This is a genomic window from Pseudomonas sp. LTGT-11-2Z, from assembly GCF_003691445.1.
Taxonomy (GTDB): domain Bacteria; phylum Pseudomonadota; class Gammaproteobacteria; order Pseudomonadales; family Pseudomonadaceae; genus Aquipseudomonas; species Aquipseudomonas monteilii.
In genome coordinates this window covers 2,113,332-2,133,767 of the sequence record NZ_CP033104.1, presented here as the reverse complement: position 1 = coordinate 2,133,767, position 20,436 = coordinate 2,113,332, and the positions used below count along the sequence as shown (strand labels likewise).

Below are 20,436 nucleotides of genomic sequence, written 5' to 3'. Positions count from 1 at the left end.
ACTCCCTAAATGTTCGGCGCTGCTGTTCCCGGCCGTCAGGCCGGGACAGTCACGTCCACACAATGTTCGATCAGTGCCACCAGCTCGCGCTGGAACTGTTCCATCAGCCGCTCTATCGTCTCGGCTCTGTAGCGGCGTTTGCTGTAGATGCAGCGGAACGAGAGCACCCCGTCGTAGACCTGCCCTACCATCTGCAGCTGGTTCACCAGGTTGGCATCGGCGTGGTAGCAATCGCCCGGATCGTCGGCGGCTGGCTCCAGCAACGCATGCTCGTCGAAGTGCTGATCGAACTGCCCGAAGTAGTTGAAGGTGACCTCGGCCTGGGCACCTTCAAGCAGTTGCCGACGCATCTCACCCGAACCGAACTGGCGCAAGACCGCGTAGCCGATACCCTTTTCGGGGATGGCTGCCAGCTGCCGCTGCGTGCTGCGAATGGCTTGCGCTGCCGTGTCGTCCAGGCGTGATGTGAGGCGGACCGGGAACAGGCTGTTGAACCAGCCGAGGGTACGCGAGACATCGACGCCCTCGAACAGGTCCTCGCGGCCATGGCCCTCCAGTTGCACCATCACCGCCTCTTGGCCGGTCCAGCGGCCCAGTGCACGCCCGAGCGCCGTCAACAAGATGTCATTGACCTGCGTGCCATAGGCAGCCGGCGCCTGCTTCAGGAGCTGCGTCGTTTGTTGCGGCGTCAGCCGGAAATGGCTCACCGCCTGTTGGCTGGAGTGATTGCGACCGCGCGGGTTGTCGCAGGGCAGCTTCCCGGCGCAAGGACGAACCTGATCAAGCCACCAGTCGCCCTGCTGCGCTTCAATGGATGTTGCCTCGGCCTGCAGGCGCTCGACCCATGACCGGTAGCTGCTGGTCCGTGCAGGCAGCACAGGGTCTGTTCCAAGGCAGCACGCCGCATAGGCAGTCTGCAGGTCCTCGAGGAGAATGCGCCATGACACACCGTCCATGACCAAGTGGTGAAGGATCAACAGCAACCGCGCCTGCCCATCCGGCAGCTGGATATGCAGGGTGCGCCAGAGTGGGCCTCGCGCCAGATCGAGGCTGCGTTGCGCCTGGTTGGCCAGTGCCGTCATCGCCTCCATGCTCTCGACACGGTGCAGGTTCAGCCTGGGCGTCGTGCTACCGGAAGGCTCGCCATAGCACTGCATCCACTGCCCGTGCGGCTGGGAGAAACGCAGCCGCAGCGCGTCGTGATGCAGTTCGATATGCTGCAGCGCCTGCTCAAGGGCGACGAGGTCCAGGGCCGCCCGGGGCCTGAGCATCAATGCCTGGTTGAAATGGGCCGGATCGGGCAGCTGCTGCTCGAACATCCACTGCTGGATAGGCAGCAGGTTGAAAAGGCGCTGGTCGACCTCTGTCGACAGCTGCGCCTCAACCACCGCAGGCGCGGCCTCCCAATGGGCAACGATCGCCTCGATCGTCTGATAACGCATCAAGTCGCGCAGCTTGAGGTCCAGGTCAAGCTGCGGATGGTTTCTGACACGAGAGACGACTTGCAGGCTGAGGATGGAGTCCCCTCCCCGCTCGAAGAAATTATCGGTGATGCTCAAATCGTCGACCTGCAGAACCTGCTCCCAGATATCCACCAGGATCGATTCCCGCTGGTTTCTCGCTGGCTGGAACTGCGTCGAAACGAACTCGGGTTCGGGCAATCGCAGGCGGTCGATCTTTCCATTGGGCGTGACAGGGAATTGCGCCAACTCGATCAGGTAGGCAGGCACCATGTAATCGGGCAAGTGGTCGGCCAGGCGCGCCTTCAGTTCGCCAGCGATACCCGCCTGCTCACTGACAACGTAGCCTACAAGCTGTTTGCCTACCGGGCTTTCCCTGACTACCACCAGGGCATTGCGGATGCCAGGCTGCGCCCGCAGGCACGCTTCGATTTCACCAAGCTCGACCCGGAAGCCACGCAGCTTGACCTGATGGTCGGCACGCCCCACGTAATCGACCAGCCCATCCAGGCGCTGTCGGACTACGTCGCCACTGCGGTACATGCGCCCGCCCTCGCCAGCCGGATCAGGCACGAAACGTTCCGCCGTCAGGCCCGCACGGCCATGGTAACCACGGGCGATGCCATCACCGCCGATCATCAGTTCACCGGCAAATCCAATACCAGACGGATTGAGGTCATTGTCGAGGATGTGCAGCGTACGGCAGCCGACCGCATGGCCGATGGGGGCATAGGCAGCCTCGCAACGTGCGCCGCCGCCCGCCTTCCATAGCAACGGCGTGACCACAGTCTCGGTCGGGCCATAGCCATTGGTGAACAGCCGTGGCCTGAGTGCAGCCTTGACCTGCTCGAAGGTCTGCTCGGGCACGGCATCGCCGCCAAAGCAGTAGATATCCACTGGCGGTGGCTCGTGCCCCGCGTCATGCACTGCTTCTGCCAGCTGTTTCAGGTAGGCGGGAGGGAAGCAGGCGATCGTGATTTCATGCTGCCAAAGTGCCTGAAGTGTCTGTTCGGCGGTCCACAACTCGCCATCGCGAATAACCAGAGCGCCCCCGCTCGCAAGTACGCTGAGCCAGCGCTCCTGGGCCCCATCGAAGGCGAAGGACATGAAGTGCAGTTCTCGCGTCGCAGGCCCCATTTCATAGAGCCGCATGATCGCCTGGCAATGCCGGCTCAGAGGGCCTTGAGACACCGCGACGGCCTTGGGCCTGCCGGTCGATCCCGATGTATAGATCAGATAGGCCAGGCAACGCTCATCCACGGCAATGTCGACGAACACCGGGCCTGCATCGGCAGGCTGCGCATCAGGCGCGAGAACGAGCAGGTGGCCATGCTCCGGCAGAGCGTCGCGGCACTCTGGCCGGGTGATCATCAACGACATGCCTGAATCCTGGATCATCCAGGCCAGGCGCTCCATCGGATACTCAAGGTCCAATGGCACATAGGCAGCGCCTGTGCGCATTACGGCGAGCAGCGCGACCACCAGCTCCGCCGAGCGTTGCAATGCCACCCCAACCACCGTTTCAGGACCGGCACCGCTCGCCTGCAAGGCAAGCGCCAGGCGCCCCGAACGGCGGTCCAGCTCGGCATAGCTGACGCGCTCATCCCCGCAGACCAGGGCGATGGCATCGGGGCGATCGTGGGCGTGCTCGATGATCAGCTCTGCCATCCGTTCCGGCCGGTAGCTTGCCAGCGCTTGCGTGGCAGTGTCGGCGACAGGGGCGCGCTGCGCAGCGGGCACAATGTCCAGGTTGCCAAGGCGTGCCTGCGCATCCTGCAGCAGGGTTTCAAGCACCGACTCCATGGTCTGGCGAATACCGTCGACCGCCTGTTCGCTGAACGCATTGCGCAGGTAAAGGTACTCGATCATCAGCGTATCGTTGAGGTGAACCGCAAGGTCCATGGGGAAGTTGGTGACCCCCACGTCATTGGAATCACCGAACTCCAGACCTGCCTCGGGCGCCTCACGCAAACCTTCGTCGATGGGGTAGTTCTCGAAGACGATGATGCTGTCGAAGAGTTTCTGCCCCGGCACGGCCGACCAGCGTTGAACCTCGTTCAACGGCGTATGCGACCAGTTGCGCAGCTCGACGTTGTAGGCCTGCAAGGCCTGCAGCCAGTCCGCCAGGCGCATCTGAGGGTCCAGCGTCTGCGACACAGGCAAGGTATTGATGAACAGGCCCAAGGTGGTATCGGCATCCTGCAGCGACTCTGGGCGCCCGGCCACGGTCGCGCCGAACGTGACGTTGCGCTTGCCCGTGTAGCGCTGCAGCAGCAGAAGCCAGGCGCCCTGGATCAAGGTGTTAGGGGTAATACGCAACGTTCGGCAGTACTGCTGAAGACGTTTGGTCCATGCGGCGTCACGCCGGGTATACAGCGCGTGGTGGCCCGGTTCATCCGAAGTGTGCCGTGGGTACACGGCCTGACTGAGCGAGGTCACCTCGCTGTGCGCCAGGCTGTCGCGCCAGAACGCTTCCTGACGAGATTTGTCCTGCGCCTGCAACCAGGCGATGAAATCGCCGTAGCGGCCGCTGGTGCCAGTGACCGGTTGGCCGGCGTAATGCTGCATCAGTTCGGCAAACAGCCTGGACTTGCTCCAGCCATCCATCAACAGGTGATGGCTCGTCCATATCATCTGGTAACTCGAAGACGTCAGTCGAACCAGAACCATGCGGTGTAACGGCGCCTGCGTCAGGTCAAAACCTGCCACCAGCTCCTCACGCGCGACCTCACCGGCCAACCTGTCCGGCGCTGCATCCGCCCGGGCGTCGATTTCGCGCATCGGCATGTTTGCCTGGGCGTGTACGATCTGTACCGGCTCATCCAGCCCGACCCAGTGGAAACTGGTGCGCAATACCTCGTGCCGTGCGATGACCGCTGCCCATGCGCCGACGAACGCCTCAATATCGAGCCCGCTGATTGGCAGGCTGACCTGGTTGATGTACAGATCATTGCCGCTGTCTTCGATCGAATGGAACAGCATGCCCTTCTGCGCAGGCGACAGTGGGTACATGTCTGCGATCTCGGCGATCGGAACCGGCAGCTCGTCCAGTTGCGTCTGGCTGAGCGAACACAGCGGGAAGTCAGACGGGGTGGCGCCTGCGACACCTGGCAGGGTGCAGTGCTCGATCAGCGCCAGAAGCTCCAGATGGAACGCTTCAGCCAGGCCTTGAATGGTGGACTCGCTGAAACGCCGTGAGCTGAAGCGCCAGTCGATGCGCAACCCCTCCGGCCATACCCGAGCATCGACCGACAGACCGTTGCCGCACGACGATTCACGCCCTTCCCCGCTCTTCAATGGCTCGAACAGCACGTTGGCCAGCGCCTTGCGGTAGCTGAATGAGCACTGCGGCACCGGCAATGCGGCCAAGGTTTCCCTGCTGGCTTCGTCTCCCAGATAGCGTAACGCGGCGAACGACAGGCGCCTGTCGGCAGCCGTACGCAACTGTTGCTTGAGCCCCTTGATCGCGCCATCCAGCGTGGTCTTGTCAATGTCGAGCACGACAGGGAACGGATAATCCAGGCAGCCAACCGTGCGGCCCAGGTCGACACCCGAGCCTGCCTGGCGACGGGTATCAGCCTGCACGCCAAGGAAGACCCTGTCCTGGCCTGTCCAGCGGGCCAGCACACGCGTCAGCGCGACCAGCAGCAGGTCGCCGGGCTCGGCGCGGTAGGCTGCGGCGGCCTGCTCTGTCAGGCGTCGGGTCAGGTCGATGTCCAGCCAGGTACCGAACGTTGCACTGTCGGCGGGCGCCCCTGCTTCTCGTGGGCTGCCAACCAGCTCGTGACTGATCCCGGCCAGTGCCTTCTGCCAATGGATCAATGCGCTCGGGGCATCCTCGAGCGAGGCATGCACGGAATACGCCCAGCTCTGAACCGAGGTGGACTTGGCAGGAAGCGCCACAGGCTGCCCTGCGTCGAGCTGCTCGCAGGCCAGGCGCAGATCCTGCAGGACGATGTCCCGGGATGCCTCGTCCATCGCCAGCGCATGGTTTACCAGCAGCAGCCGTTGGCTGCCATCGGCCAGCGTCGCCAGGACTGCCCGGACCAGGATGCCTCTATGCACATCGAGGCTGGCACTCGCCTGCCTGGCCAACGCATCCAACTGTGCCGGGTCCTGCACAGCTGCAAGCCACAGCACGGGCTCCTTCTGCCAAAGCGCCTGGTGTTCGGAAAGCGGCGCACCGTGCGCCTCCTGCGCCACATTGAACGCCAACCGCAACCCGTCGTGGTGCGCCAATACGGCCTGCAAGGCCTTTTCCGTCGTGTCGGGGTCAAGCGCACGGGTGGGCCTGAGCGTCATCACCACGCTGCCAGGCGCATCACCGTTGCCCTGCAGTTCGAAAAAGCGTGCCTGGGCGGGCAGCAAGGGCACCTTGCCGATGATCGGCCCCTGGTCGAGGGTCGACGTGCCGCCGTCATCCTGCTCTGCCACGCACGCCAGCCCCTGGATGGTCTGATGCTGGAACAACTGCTTGGGCGTGAAACGTATACCTTCCCGGCGGGCCCGACTGACGACCTGGATCGACACGATCGAGTCGCCTCCAAGCTCGAAGAAGTTGTCGGTGATGCCCACTCTTTCAAGCTTCAGCACATCGGCCCAGATGCTCGCGAGCTTCGCTTGCAGCGCGCTCTTCGGCGGCACGTAGGCTTTCTGCTGCTGGCTCACATCCGGCTTGGGCAGCGCTTTGCGATCCAGCTTGCCATTGGGGGTAAGCGGCAAGGCCTGCAGCGACACCAGGTAGCTCGGCACCATGTAGTCGGGCAATGCCGCTTTGAGATGTTGCAGGATTTCCTCATGGCTGGCCGCCCCTTCCTCAAGCACCAGGTACGCAGCCAGCTGCTTGGCATGGAGCCCGTCGATGTCGATCACTACCGCCTCGCGAACACCCGGATGCTCAAGCAGGCTGGATTCGATCTCGCCCAGCTCGATGCGCAAGCCACGGATCTTCACCTGATGATCGATACGCCCCGCGTACTCGATCACGCCCCCTGTTCGATAACGCGCCAGGTCACCGGTGCGGTACAGCCGCCCCCCACCCTGCTGGCTGGCATCATGAGGGTCCGGGACGAACCGTTCGGCAGTGAGGCTCGGCCTGCGATGGTAGCCTCGCGCCAAGCCGACACCGCCCAGGTAGAGCTCGCCGTTCGCGCCATGAGGAAGCGCAAACAGATCGCGGCTGAGAATGTGCGTCTTGAGGTTGTCGATGGGCGTGCCGATCGGGACGCTGCCCGGGCACGATGGCCGGCAGGTCCAGTGGGTTACGTCGATCGCAGCTTCGGTAGGGCCATAAAGGTTGTAAAGGCTGGCGTGTGGCAATCGGGCCAAGGTCTGCTCCGACAGATCGGCAGGCAACGCCTCGCCACTGCAGACGACACGTCGCAAGGTATCGCAGCGCTCGACATGCTCGCAGGTCATGAAGGCCTGCAACATCGATGGCACGAAATGCAACGTCGTCACGCCGTGCCTCTGAATGGTGCTCACCAAGCGCTCAGGGTCGCGGTGGTCACCCGGTTGCGCAAGCGCCAGCCTGGCGCCGGTCAACAGGGGCCAGAAGAACTCCCACACCGAGACGTCGAAGCTGAAGGGGGTCTTTTGCAGGACCGTATCAGTGGCGCCCAGACCATAGGCCTTCTGCATCCAGACAAGGCGGTTGACCAATGCTTGGTGCGCGTTGGCCGCACCTTTCGGTCGCCCTGTCGAGCCCGAAGTGTAAATCACGTAGGCAAGGTGTTCGGGGTGGGTGAGGTGCACGGGATCGTTGGCGCTGAAAGCCGTCAGCCAACTGTCGTCGTCATCCAGCACGATGCTGCGCACACTGGAAGGGATCGGCAGGTGTTCGAGCAACGCACGCTGCGTCAGCAGTAACCCGATACCGCTGTCGTCCATCATGTAAGCAAGCCGATCCCTCGGATACTCAGGGTCGAAGGGAACGTAGGCGCCGCCGGCCTTGAGGATAGCCAGCAGGCCCACGACCATTTCCAGCGAGCGTTCGACCGCGATGCCGACCAGCACGTCGGGCCCTACCCCCTGCTCGCGCAATGCGTGAGCGAGGCGGTTGGCGCGCTGATTGAGCTGTCGATAGGTGAGCTGCTGTTCGCCGAACAGAACGGCCAAGGCATCAGGTGTTTCGCCTGCCTGCGCCTCGATCAACTGATGCACGCTCCGATCAGCGGGATAAGGTGCCTGGGTGTGGTTCCAGTGTTCGAGAATTTCCTGCTGCTCATCGGCCGCGAGCAGGGGCAGCTCGCCGATCCGTTGCCGAGGATGGTCGACGATCGATTGCAGCAGGTTGATCCAGTGCCGCGCCATGCGTTGCACGGTTGGCTCATCGAACAGCGCCGTGGCGTAATTGAGCTCTGCCGAGATACCTTCGTCGTGCTCGACGGTGTTCAGGGTCAAGTCGAACTGCGCCGTCTTGCGTTGCCAGGCAATGTGCTCGACCAGCAAGCCAGGCAAGCTACGCCGCGTGCCTGCGGCGACTTTCTGGTGGTTGTACATGACCTGGAACAGCGGGCTATGGCTCAGGCTGCGCTCAGGGTGCAGCGCCTCGACCAGTTGTTCGAAAGGCAGGTCCTGGTGGGCTTGGGCATCCTGCGTCATCTGACGCGTCTGGGCCAGCAGGTCGCTGAAGTGCACAAGCGAACCGAACTCGGCCTTGAGCACCTGGGTGTTGACGAAAAAGCCGATCAACCGCTCGGTTTCGACACGGTTGCGGTTCGCGACCGGGATGCCGATGCGGATATCATCCTGCCCACAGTACCGATGCAGCAAGGTCTGGAAGCTGGCCAGCAGCAGCGTGAAGAGTGTCGCACCCTGCTGCTGCGCCAGTTGCTTGAGGGCATCGGCCAGACGGCGTTCGACCTCAAGGTACACGCTGGCGCCCTCGAAACACTGGTTCGCTGGGCGCGGGCGGTCGCTGGGCAGCTCGAGAACCGGGTGCTCGGTACCCAGGTGCTGCTTCCAGAATGCCAACTGTCGTTCCTGCTCCCCCGCTTCCATCCAGTGCCTTTGCCAGATGGCATAGTCGGCGTACTGGATCGGCATCTCGGGAAGCGCGAGGGGCTGGCCCATGCAGTGATGCGCGTAGTGCTGGATCAGCTCTTCGACCATCAGGTGCATCGACGAGCCGTCAGTGGCGATATGGTGCAGCGTAATGATCAGCACATGATCATCTTCTGCTACCTGTAGTAACCTGACTCGAACAGGCCGTTCGTGCTCAAGATCGAAAGGCGCGCGGGCCTCGGCCTCTACAAGCGCCTGCAGGCGCTGTTCAAGATCGATTGCCGGTTCGCGGTCTACCTGCTCGACATCGAGCGTGAACACGCTTTGTGGATGAATGATCTGCACCACCTGATCGTCGTTCAGACCAAACGTGGTTCGCAGGGTCTGGTGGCGTGCCTGCAGTGCCTCGAAGCTCGCGCGTAACGCCTCGCTATCCAGTTCGCCCTTGAGCCTCAAGGCGACTGGCAGGTTGTAGGCAGATCCCTGGGGGTCCATCTGCCAAAGGAACCACTGGCGCTGCTGGGCAAACGAAACCAGGATGACGTCGAACAGTGTTTGAACGCAGGGCACTGGCAAGTTGGCCGGAGAAATGTTCTCGGCGTGCATCTTCTGCAGATACAGCTTGCGCTTGGCCAACGGCAGCGTAACAAAACGCTTGGCGATATTCAGCGCGGCATCATTACTCATTCATTCACCTCGAACTCTTCAAAAAGCCTATCCAGACGCTGCAGTTTTTCGTCGAAAGCCGACGCGTCGCCGATGGATTCGATGTATCTGGCGAAATCGCCCAGGACCGGGTGCTGGAACAGCACGGCCGGTTCCACGGTCAATCCCAGGGAAAGTTGCAAGCGCGAGAGCACCGACAGCGCCAGCAGCGAGTGCCCTCCCAGGTCGAAGAAGTTGTCATTGAGACCGACCTTCTCGACATTCAGCAGCTGCGCCCAGACGGCAGCGACCTGCTGCTCGACCTCGCTCTGCGGCGCGACATGGCCTTGCTGCGATACGCCAAGCTCAGGCTGGGGCAAGGCTTTGCGGTCGAGCTTGCCGTTGGGCGTCAGCGGTAGCGCATCGAGCCAGGTCAGGTACGCGGGGACCATGTAATCCGGCAAGGACGCGCGCAGCTGTTCGCGCAGGTGCCGACGCAAGGCGCTGCGCTGTTCCTCCGTCGCGACCGCTTCGCCGTTCGAGACCAGATAGCCGGCCAGTTGTTTGCCGCCAGGGCCATCGATGTCGATGACCACCGCCTCGCGCACCGCAGGATCATCAATCAGCCTTGCCTCGATCTCGCCCAGTTCGATGCGATAGCCCCGCACCTTCACCTGGTGGTCGATGCGGCCCACGTACTCGAGCAGGCCATCGCTGCGATAGCAGGCCAGGTCACCCGTACGGTACAGCCTGCCACCGCCCTGTCCGCTGCGGTCGTAGGGGTCCGGGACGAAGCGCTCGGCGGTCAGTGCGGCACGGCGCTGATACCCCCGGGCCAGGCCATCGCCACCGATCATCAGTTCCCCGGCCATGCCGGCCGCGGCTGTCGAGAGATCGTGCGCCATGACCTGCAAGGTGGTGTTGGCAATCGGCTTGCCCAGCAACGGCAAGGGGTGTTCGTTGTCCAGGCAGTACGCCGCCGACCAGATCGTCGTTTCGGTTGGCCCGTACAAGTTCCAGATGCGCCCGCACAACGGCAGAAGCTGCTCGGCCAGGTCGACAGGCAGTGCCTCACCGCCACTGATGACCTTACAGCCACGCAAGGTCTGCGCCGGCAGCGCCTGCAGCAGCATGCGCCAGGTCGACGGTGTGGCCTGGATGGTAGTGATGGCGTGGCGCTCGATCACCGCCTGCAGCGCCGACGGGTCTTTGTTCTGGCGCTCGCCGAGCAGTACCACCGAAGCCCCGGCCAACAGCGGCAGGTACAGCTCCAGGCCAGCGATATCGAACGACAGCGAAGTCAGCGCCAGGACCCGGTCGCTGGCGTCGATCCCAGGCTCGACAGCCATGCTGGCGAGGAAGTTGACCAGTGCCTGGTGGCGTACCTCGACCCCCTTGGGACGACCGGTGGAACCGGAGGTGTAGATGCAATAGGCAAGATGCTCGGGATGCTGCACGATGCCGAGATTCTCGCCATCGAAGCCTTCGACCTGATGCCAGTCGCTGTCCAGGCACCAGGCCTGCGCGCCGTGCGTGGGCAGTTGCGGCAGCAAATGACTGAGGGTCAGCAACAAGTGCGCCCCACTCTGCTCCATCATGTACGCCAGGCGCTCGCGGGGGTATTCCGGGTCCAGTGGCACATAGGCGCCGCCGGCCTTGAGAATCGCCAGCAGGCCCACGACCATTTCCACCGACCGTTCAACGGCAATCGCGACCAGCACATCTGGCCCGACGCCCAACGTGCGCAACTTGCTCGCCAGCCGGTTGGCACGCTGGTTGAGCTCGCGGTAGCTCAAGGTCTGTTCGGCAAACCGCAGAGCCGGGGCCTCAGGGGTACGCGCAACCTGCATTTCGAACAGCGCGGGCAGGCAGTGCGCCTGCGGGTACTGCATCTGGGTACGGTTCCAGTCGTGGACGATGCGCTGTTGTTCCTGGTCATCGAGCATCTGCAGTTCACCGACAGGGGTATCGGCGTGTTGCACCAGCGCGTGCAGCAGATTGGCAAAGTGCCGGGCGATCTGTACGACGCCGGTGTCGCCGAGGTGGTTGCGGTCGTAGTGGTAATGAATCGTCAGCGCATTGCCCGACTCGATCATCAGCGTCAACGGATAGTTGGTCCGCTCGCGATTCTGCGAGCCCGAAAACACCAGGCCTGCGCTGGAACCCTGCTGCAGGACTTCACCGACCGGGTAGTTCTCGAACACCAGCAACGTGTCGAACAACTGCTCACCGGCCGAGCCCGCCCAACGCTGAATGTCATAGAGGGGCGTGTGCTCATGTTCGCGCATGCTCAGGTTCTGCGCCTGCAGACGTTCGACCCACTCCCCCACCCGCAGGTCAGGCTGCAGCCTGCCAGCCACCGGCAAGGTGTTGATGAACAGGCCCAACTGCTGCTCGACTCCACGCAGGTCTGCCGGCCGTCCGGCAACCGTGGCACCAAATGCCACGCCTTCCTGGCCGGTATAGCGGTGCAACAGCAGTAGCCAGGCGGCCTGCAGCAAGGTATTGACCGTCACCCGCCGTTGCCTGGCAAACGCGCTCAACGCCTGGAAGCACACCGGGTCGAGCGTCTGATGATGTTCGCCATGGCCAGTGTCAACGCGGCTGCGATCCTGACGCAGCGCCTGAGCCAGGCGCGTGGGCTCGGTGAGGTGCAGCAATTGCTGACGCCAGAACGCCTCGCTCTGCCCGGCGTCCTGGCGCTGCAGCCACTCGATATAGTCGCGGTAGCGGCCTGCCGGGCGCTCCAGGGCAACGCCTGCGTAGTGTTGCAACACCTCGCCCAGCAGCTGCGCATTGCTCCAGCCATCCATCAGGATATGGTGGCTGGTGAAAATCAGGTGATGCCGGCCGCTGCCGGTCCGGATGGCCGTCAGTCGCAGCAACGGTGCGGCCTGCAAGTCGAAGCCACGCCGACGATCCGCCTCGGCCCAGGCAGCCAGACGCTCCTCGATGTCGTCCTGGTCAGCCCAGTCAAGCACGTCGAACGGCAGCTCGACGTGCTTGCGAATCACCTGCACCGGGCGTTCCAGATGGGCGACGAATGCGGCGCGCAATACGTCGTGTCGATCCAGCATTGCCTGCCAGGCACGCTTGAAACGCTCGATATCCAGCCCCGAGACGTTGACTCGCATCTGATTGACGTACTCACCCTGGCCCTGCTCGAAGACCGTGTGAAACAGCATGCCCTGCTGCATGGGCGAAAGCGGATAGATGTCATCGATTGCAGCCGCCGGGATCGGCAACGCATCCAACTGGGTCTGGTCCAGCGCTGCCAGCGGCACATCGGACGGTGTCAGGCCGACCGCGCCCTGGCTGACGCAATGGTCGATCAACACCTGGAGTTCGGTCACGTAGTCGTCGGCCAGGGCCTGGACCGTGGCGCGGTCGAACATGGCCTGGCTGAAGGTCCAGGCCAGGCTCAACTCACCGGCATAGACCTGCCCGTTGATCGACAGCAGGTTTTCCAGCAGGGCCTCGGCAGACTGGCTTGCGCCGCTGCTTTCGCTGGCTGGCTGCAGGAATCGCTCGGTGCCCGGGCCCGCGCCTTCGGCAAAGGTACTGTCAAGCTGCCCCAGGTAATTGAAGGTGATGGGGGGCACTGGCAGGCCAGCCAGCACATTGTGCGCGTGCGAACCCCCAAGATAGCGCAGCGCGCCATAGCCGATGCCCTTGTCGGGGATGGCGCGAAGTTGCTCCTTGATCTGCTTGATGGAGGCGCCGAGGTCCGCCGCAGCGGTCAGCTTCACGGGGAAGAGGCTGGTCAGCCAGCCGACCGTCCGCGTCAGGTCGACTGCATCGAACAGGTCTTCACGGCCGTGTCCTTCCAGTTGCACCAGCACGTCTTCGCGTTGGGTCCAACGGGCAACCACCCGGGCCAGTGCGGTCAGCAGCAAGTCGTTGACCTGGGTGCGGTATGCCGTCGGCGCCTGTTGCAACAGCCGTAAGGTCTGCTGCCGGTCCAGGCGCACATGCACCGTCGCGCCGTGGCGGCCATGCAACGATCCATCCGCCCTGTCCAGAGGCAGTTGCGGGTCAACCCCTTGCAACTGCGACTGCCAATAGCCGAGCTCTGCCTGCAGCGCATCGCTTTGCGCGTAGGCCTGCAGCCGTTCGGCCCAGGCTTTGGTCGAGGTGGTCTTGGCGGGCAACACGGCAGGCTGACCTGCCACGTGACGGTCATAGGCGGTTTGCAGGTCTTGCAGGAGAATGCGCCAGGACACGCCATCCACCGCCAGGTGATGGATCACCAGCAGCAGGCGCTGGCTGCCATCGGGCAGGGTCGCCAATACACCGCGCAACAGCGGCCCCTGTTGCAGGTTCAGGCTGCGCTGCGCGTGCTCGCACAGGGCGTGCAGCGCGTCCGGATCGGTCAGGGTCTCGGCCCACAGCAACCCGGCCTCGACGTCGCCCGGCGCACAATGAGCGGCGTGCCATGCACCCGCGCCCTGGGGTGGCGTGAAGCGCAGGCGCAACGCATCGTGATGCTCGAGCAGCGTGTGCAAGGCCTTCTCCAGCGCGGTGCTATCGATGACCTTGGTCGAGGTCAGCAGGACCGCCTGGTTCCAGTGATGTGGCTCGGCGATCGACTGCTCGAGAAACGCCTGCTGGATCGGCAGCAAGCGTGTCTCGCCGATCACCGGCGCCTGGTCGATCTGCGGACCGTTGCCTTCCATGCGCGTGGCCACCGAGGCCAGGTCTTGTACGGTCTGATGCTGGAACAGCGCCTTGGGCGTGAAGCGGATACCGGCCTGCCTTGCCCGGCTGACGACCTGGATCGAGATGATCGAGTCCCCTCCCAGTTCGAAGAAGTTGTCCGTCACGCCGACCTGATCGAGCTTCAGCACCTCGGCCCAGATCGTCGCGATCTGTTGCTCCAGCGCGTTGCGCGGGGCCACGTAGCTGTCCTGCAGCACACTGGCATCGGGCTTGGGCAGGGCCTTGCGGTCCAGCTTGCCGTTGGCCGTCACCGGTAGGCGTTCGAGGAACAGCAAGTGGGTCGGGACCATGTAGTCGGCCAGGCCGAGCCTGAGGTGCTCGCGCAGTTCGCCGCGCAGCGCGTGCTGTTGCTGTGGGTCGCTCGGCACGTCGCCGGCCATGACCAGGTACGCGGCCAGTTGCTTGCCACCCGGCCCGTCGATGTCCAGCACCACCGCCTCGCGCACGCTCGGCTGTTCGAGCAGGCGCGTCTCGATCTCGCCCAGCTCGATGCGCAGCCCGCGGATTTTCACCTGGTGATCGAGGCGGCCCTTGTAGTCGATCACCCCGTCGGCCCGGTAACGCGCCAGGTCGCCGGTACGGTACAGGCGACCGCCGCCTTGTGCCGTGTTGTCGAAGGGGTCCGGGACGAAGCGTTCGGCCGTCAGCGCCGGGCGACGGTGATAGCCACGGGCCAGGCCGATGCCGCCCAGGTACAGCTCGCCAGCCGCGCGTGGGGCCACACTCTGCAGCCCCGCGCCGAGGATGTGGGTTTTCAGGTTGTCGATCGGGCGGCCAATCGGCACGCCGCTGTCGCCCGGGCGGCAGGTCCAGTGGGTGACATCGATGGCTGCTTCGGTCGGGCCGTAGAGGTTGTACAACTGTGCGCCGGGCAGGCGTGCCAGGGTCTGTTGCGCCAGCTCTGCAGGCAAGGCTTCGCCGCTGCACACCACGCGCTTGAGACTGCTGCAGCGCTCGACCTCGGCGCTGCCCATGAACGCCTGCAGCATCGACGGGACAAAGTGCAGCGTGGTCACCGCGTACTGCCTGATCACCTCCACCAGGCGCTCCGGATCACGGTGCTCGCCCGGTTGCGCCACGGCCAGGCGTGCGCCGGCCAGCAGCGGCCAGAAGAACTCCCAGACCGAGACATCGAAACTGAACGGGGTTTTCTGCAGCACCGTATCGCCGGCATCCAGGCCGTAGGCCTGCTGCATCCAGCACAGGCGGTTGACCAGCGCGCGATGGCTGTTGCCCGCGCCCTTGGGCCGGCCGGTGGAGCCGGAGGTGTAGATCACGTAGGCCAGGTTGCCCGGGCGGGTGTGGTGCACCGGGTCGGCGTCGCTGTAACCCGGCAGCGGTTCGAGCAGCAGTGGCTGCACACCTTCGGGCACCGGCAACTGCGCCAGCAGGTGAGCTTGCGTCAGCAGCAGGCCGATGCCGCTGTCCTGCATCATGTAGGCCAGGCGCTCGGCCGGGTATTCCGGGTCCAGCGGCACATAGGCGCCACCGGCCTTGAGGATGCCCAGCAGGCCGATGACCATGTCCACGCTGCGCTCGGCGGCAATGCCCACCAGCACGTCCGGCCCCACGCCCTGTTCGCGCAGCTTGTGTGCCAGCTGGTTGGCGCGCCGGTTCAGCTCACGGTAGCTCAGGGCCTGTTCGGCAAACACCAGCGCCGGCGCGTCCGGGGTGGTGGCGACTTGCGCCTCGATCAGTTGCTGCAGGCACTGCTCCAGCGGGTAGTCGGCGTGGGTGCGGTTCCAGTCGTAGACCACCTGTTGCTGCTGCGCGGCATTCAACAGCGGCAGCTCGGCGATGCGCTGCTGCGGCTGGGCGACGATGGCGGCCAACAGGGCCTGCCAGTGCCCGGCGAGCTGGGCGATGGTGGCTTCATCGAACAAGGCCGTTGCGTAGGTCAGGAACGCACCGATGCCGTGTTCATGCTCGACAGTGTTCAATGCAAGGTCGAACTGGGTGGTATGGATTTCCCAGTCGAGCGCTTCCAGGGTCAGGCCTGGCAGGCGCCGCGTGTGGCCCCTACCCTCGCTGCCGTGGTTGTGCATCACCTGGAACAACGGGCTATGGCTGAGGCTGCGCTCTGGCTGCAAGGCTTCGACCAGTTGCTCGAACGGCAGGTCCTGATGCGCCTGTGCGCCGAGCCCGGCCTGGTGAACTTGCGCGACCAGCGCGTCGAAGGTGGTGCTCAGGTCGAATTCGGCCTTGAGGACCTGGGTGTTGACGAAGAAGCCGATGAGCCCCTCGACTTCGCTGCGAGTGCGGTTGGCGATCGGGACGCCGACACGGATGTCGTTCTGCCCGCTGTAGCGGTGCAGCAACGCCTGGAAGCTTGCCAGCAGCAAGGTGAACAGGGTCACGCCCTGGCGCTTGGCCAACTGCTTCAGCGAATCTGCCAGCGCATCGGCAATGGCGATGTCGAGGCGTGCCCCTGCATGGCTCTGCACTGCACCGCGCGGGCGGTCCAGCGGCAACTCCAGTACCGGCTGTTCATCCCCCAGATGGGCCGTCCAGTAGCCCAGTTGCTTCTCGCGTTCGCCCGCTTCCATGAACTGCCGTTGCCACAACGCGTAGTCGGCATACTGCACAGGGAGCGGCGACAATTGCAGCGCGTGCCCGGACTTGCCGGCCTCGTAGAAACGCACCAGCTCGTCGACCATGATCGGTGTCGACCAGCCATCGGAGACGATGTGGTGCAGGGTCAGCACCAGTACATGGTCATCCGCCGCCAGACGCAACAGCTTGACCCGCAGCAAGGGCCCCTGCTCCAGGTCGAATGGCTGCTGAACTTCCTGCTCGACCCATGCCTTCAATGCCGCGCTGGCATCGGCATCGACTGCCTTGAGTGTATCGATGACCAGCTCGACAGGCGCTTCGGGGTGAATCACCTGCACCGGCTGGTCACTGTCGAGGTGAAAGGTGGTACGCAGGGTTTCGTGCCGCGCGATCAGGGCATCGAAGCTGGCCTGCAGCGCCTGCAGGTCAAGATCGCCCTTCAGACGCAGGGCGACCGGAATGTTGTATGCGCTGCCCTGGGGGTCCATTTGCCAGAGAAACCATTGCCGCTGCTGGGCGTAGGACAACGCCAGCGCCTCCCCCGGCGCTCTCGCAGGGATCGGCGCGACTCCGTACAAGTTGATTCCCTGACGCTTCAGGAGCATGGCCAGAGCGTGACGCTCTTTGGTGGACAACGATTTGACGGAGTCGAGCAACGCTTGCACTGATGTATCCCCTATGAAATCAGTTCATCAATTTCCTCCGTGGTTAGACGTTTGAGCGCCTCCAGCGATTTAGCCAGTTCTGCCTGAATCGGATCGATTTGCTGATTTTTCTCTTCGAGGCGACGCGAGAAATCCGCCAGCAGGGGATGCTCGAACAGCTCCTTCAAGGTGGCGTCGATGCCTGTCGCCTCGCGAACACGCACGATCACCTGGGTGGCCGACAGCGAATGGCCACCCAGGGCGAAGAAGCCATCGTTCAGGCCGACCCTTTCGAGCTTCAGCACGTCTGCCCAGATCGCCGCGACCTGCCGTTCCAGCTCGCTGCACGGGGCCACGTAGCTGTCCTGCAGCACGCTGGCGTCGGGCTTGGGCAGGGCTTTGCGGTCCAGCTTGCCGTTGGCCGTCACCGGCAGGCGTTCAAGGAACAACAAGTGGGTCGGGACCATGTAGTCGGCCAGGCCGAGCTTGAGGTGCTCGCGCAGTTCGCCGCGCAGCGCGTGCTGTTGCTGTGGGTCGCTCGGCACGTCGCCGGCCATGACCAGGTACGCGGCCAGTTGCTTGCCACCCGGCCCGTCGATGTCCAGCACCACCGCCTCGCGCACGCTCGGCTGTTCGAGCAGGCGCGTCTCGATCTCGCCCAGCTCGATGCGCAGCCCGCGGATTTTCACCTGGTGATCGAGGCGGCCCTTGTAGTCGATCACCCCGTCGGCCCGGTAACGCGCCAGGTCGCCGGTACGGTACAGGCGACCGCCGCCTTGTGCCGTGTTGTCGAAGGGGTCCGGGACGAAGCGTTCGGCCGTCAGCGCCGGGCGACGGTGATAGCCACGGGCCAGGCCGATGCCGCCCAGGTACAGCTCGCCAGCCGCGCGTGGGGCCACACTCTGCAGCCCCGCGCCGAGGATGTGGGTTTTCAGGTTGTCGATCGGGCGGCCAATCGGCACGCCGCTGTCGCCCGGGCGGCAGGTCCAGTGGGTGACATCGATGGCTGCTTCGGTCGGGCCGTAGAGGTTGTACAACTGTGCGCCGGGCAGGCGTGCCAGGGTCTGTTGCGCCAGCTCTGCAGGCAAGGCTTCGCCGCTGCACACCACGCGCTTGAGACTGCTGCAGCGCTCGACCTCGGCGCTGCCCATGAACGCCTGCAGCATCGACGGGACAAAGTGCAGCGTGGTCACCGCGTACTGCCTGATCACCTCCACCAGGCGCTCCGGATCACGGTGCTCGCCCGGTTGCGCCACGGCCAGGCGTGCGCCGGCCAGCAGCGGCCAGAAGAACTCCCAGACCGAGACATCGAAACTGAACGGGGTTTTCTGCAGCACCGTATCGCCGGCATCCAGGCCGTAGGCCTGCTGCATCCAGCACAGGCGGTTGACCAGCGCGCGATGGCTGTTGCCCGCGCCCTTGGGCCGGCCGGTGGAGCCGGAGGTGTAGATCACGTAGGCCAGGTTGCCCGGGCGGGTGTGGTGCACCGGGTCGGCGTCGCTGTAACCCGGCAGCGGTTCGAGCAGCAGTGGCTGCACACCTTCGGGCACCGGCAACTGCGCCAGCAGGTGAGCTTGCGTCAGCAGCAGGCCGATGCCGCTGTCCTGCATCATGTAGGCCAGGCGCTCGGCCGGGTATTCCGGGTCCAGCGGCACATAGGCGCCACCGGCCTTGAGGATGCCCAGCAGGCCGATGACCATGTCCACGCTGCGCTCGGCGGCAATGCCCACCAGCACGTCCGGCCCCACGCCCTGTTCGCGCAGCTTGTGTGCCAGCTGGTTGGCGCGCCGGTTCAGCTCACGGTAGCTCAGGGCCTGTTCGGCAAACACCAGCGCCGGCGCGTCCGGGGTGGTGGCGACTTGCGCCTCGATCAGTTGCTGCAGGCACTGCTCCAGCGGGTAGTCGGCGTGGGTGCGGTTCCAGTCGTAGACCACCTGTTGCTGCTGCGCGGCATTCAACAGCGGCAGCTCGGCGATGCGCTGCTGCGGCTGGGCGACGATGGCGGCCAACAGGCCCTGCCAGTGTCCGGCGAGCTGGGCGATGGTGGCTTCGTCGAACAGCGCGGTTGCGTAGGTCAGCGACACCGCGATCCCTGCCTCGTGCTCCACGGTCTCCAGCGTCAGGTCGAACTGCGCGGTCCCACGTTCCCAGTTCAGCGTCTCGACAGCCAAGCCAGGCAGCTGCCGACCCTGCCCGCGCGCTTCGGTCTGGTGGTTGAACATGACCTGGAACAACGGGCTATGGCTGAGGCTGCGCTCTGGCTGCAAGGCTTCGACCAGCTGCTCGAACGGCAGGTCCTGATGAGCCTGGGCACCCGAGACGCGTCGCTGAGTCTGCTCAAGCAGTTCAGTGAAGGTCATCCCCAGGTCGAAGTCCGCCTTGAGTACCTGGGTGTTGACGAAAAAGCCGATCAGGCCTTCGGTCTCCATTCGATTGCGGTTGGCCGTGGGTATGCCGACACGGATATCGTTCTGCCCGCTGTAGCGGTGCAGCAAGGTCTGGTAGCTGGCCAGCAGGAGCATGAACACTGTCACGCCCCGATCACGCGCCAGCTGCTTGAGGCCGGCACACAGTGTGTCGTCCAGGCTGATATCCAGGCTTGCACCTGCCCGGCTCTGCACGGCCGGGCGAGGACGGTCGATCGGCAGTTCCAGCACCGGCTGCTCCCCCCCCAGCTCGGCCTCCCAGTACGCCAGCTGACGCGCCAGCTCGCCCGCTTCCATGCACCGGCGCTGCCAGATGGCATAGTCGGCATACTGGATCGGCAGTTCTGGCAACGACGCCGGCTGGCCAAGGCGATGCCCCTCGTAGCTGCGGATCCACTCGTCCAGCAGTATCGGCATCGACCAGCCATCGGAGACGATATGGTGCATGACCAGGATCAGCACATGGTCGGCCTCGTTCACCTGCAGCAGCCTTACCCGCCACAGGGGCGCCTGCCCCAGGTCGAAAGGCTGGCCGGCCTCTTCTTCGATGCGACGTTCAAGGCGCTCGGCAAAATCAGCGTCTGGTGCCGCTGCAAAGGGCTCCCGTACAATTTCCACCCGCACACTCGGTTCAATGACCTGCACAGGCTGGTCGCCGTCCTGGGCAAAAGCGGTGCGCAGGCTTTCGTGGCGGTGCACCAGGTCTTCAAGGCTACGCTGCAGAAGCGCGGGGTCCAATGCGCCCCTGAAACGCAGGGCCATGCTGATGTTGTAGGCCGCGCTTTCGGGCTCGAACTGCCAAAGGAACCACTGGCGCTGCTGGGCATACGACAACCCGATGGGCCCCCATTCGTCCCGTATCCGCGGGATCGGCAGCCGAGCGAAGCTCATGCCCTTGGACTGCATCTTTTCAAAGAATTGCTTACGCTGCTCCAGTGGCAGATGCAGGAACCGTTTAACCAGCTCGATGTTCTGGGCCGTCAT

At 64.2% G+C, this 20,436-nt stretch carries 3 protein-coding genes; all 3 read right to left on the bottom strand.

Annotated features, from left to right (window positions below; all coding sequences use genetic code 11):
• Positions 1-35: 35 nt before the first annotated feature.
• From D8767_RS09885 to D8767_RS09875, 3 genes are read right to left on the bottom strand one after another with little or no spacing between them, the layout of a single operon-like run.
• A complete protein-coding gene (locus D8767_RS09885) occupies positions 36-9,152 on the bottom strand; it encodes a non-ribosomal peptide synthetase (protein ID WP_016711673.1) in 9,117 nt (3,038 codons plus the stop codon).
• On the bottom strand, positions 9,149-17,047 hold the full coding sequence (locus D8767_RS09880; RefSeq protein WP_372237792.1) for an amino acid adenylation domain-containing protein: 7,899 nt from the start codon (positions 17,045-17,047) through the stop codon (positions 9,149-9,151). The genes D8767_RS09885 and D8767_RS09880 overlap by 4 nt, the downstream gene beginning before the upstream one ends.
• 11 nt (positions 17,048-17,058) lie before the next feature.
• Positions 17,059-20,436: a non-ribosomal peptide synthetase gene (locus D8767_RS09875; protein ID WP_122048296.1), complete on the bottom strand. Its 3,378-nt coding sequence runs from the start codon at positions 20,434-20,436 to the stop codon at positions 17,059-17,061.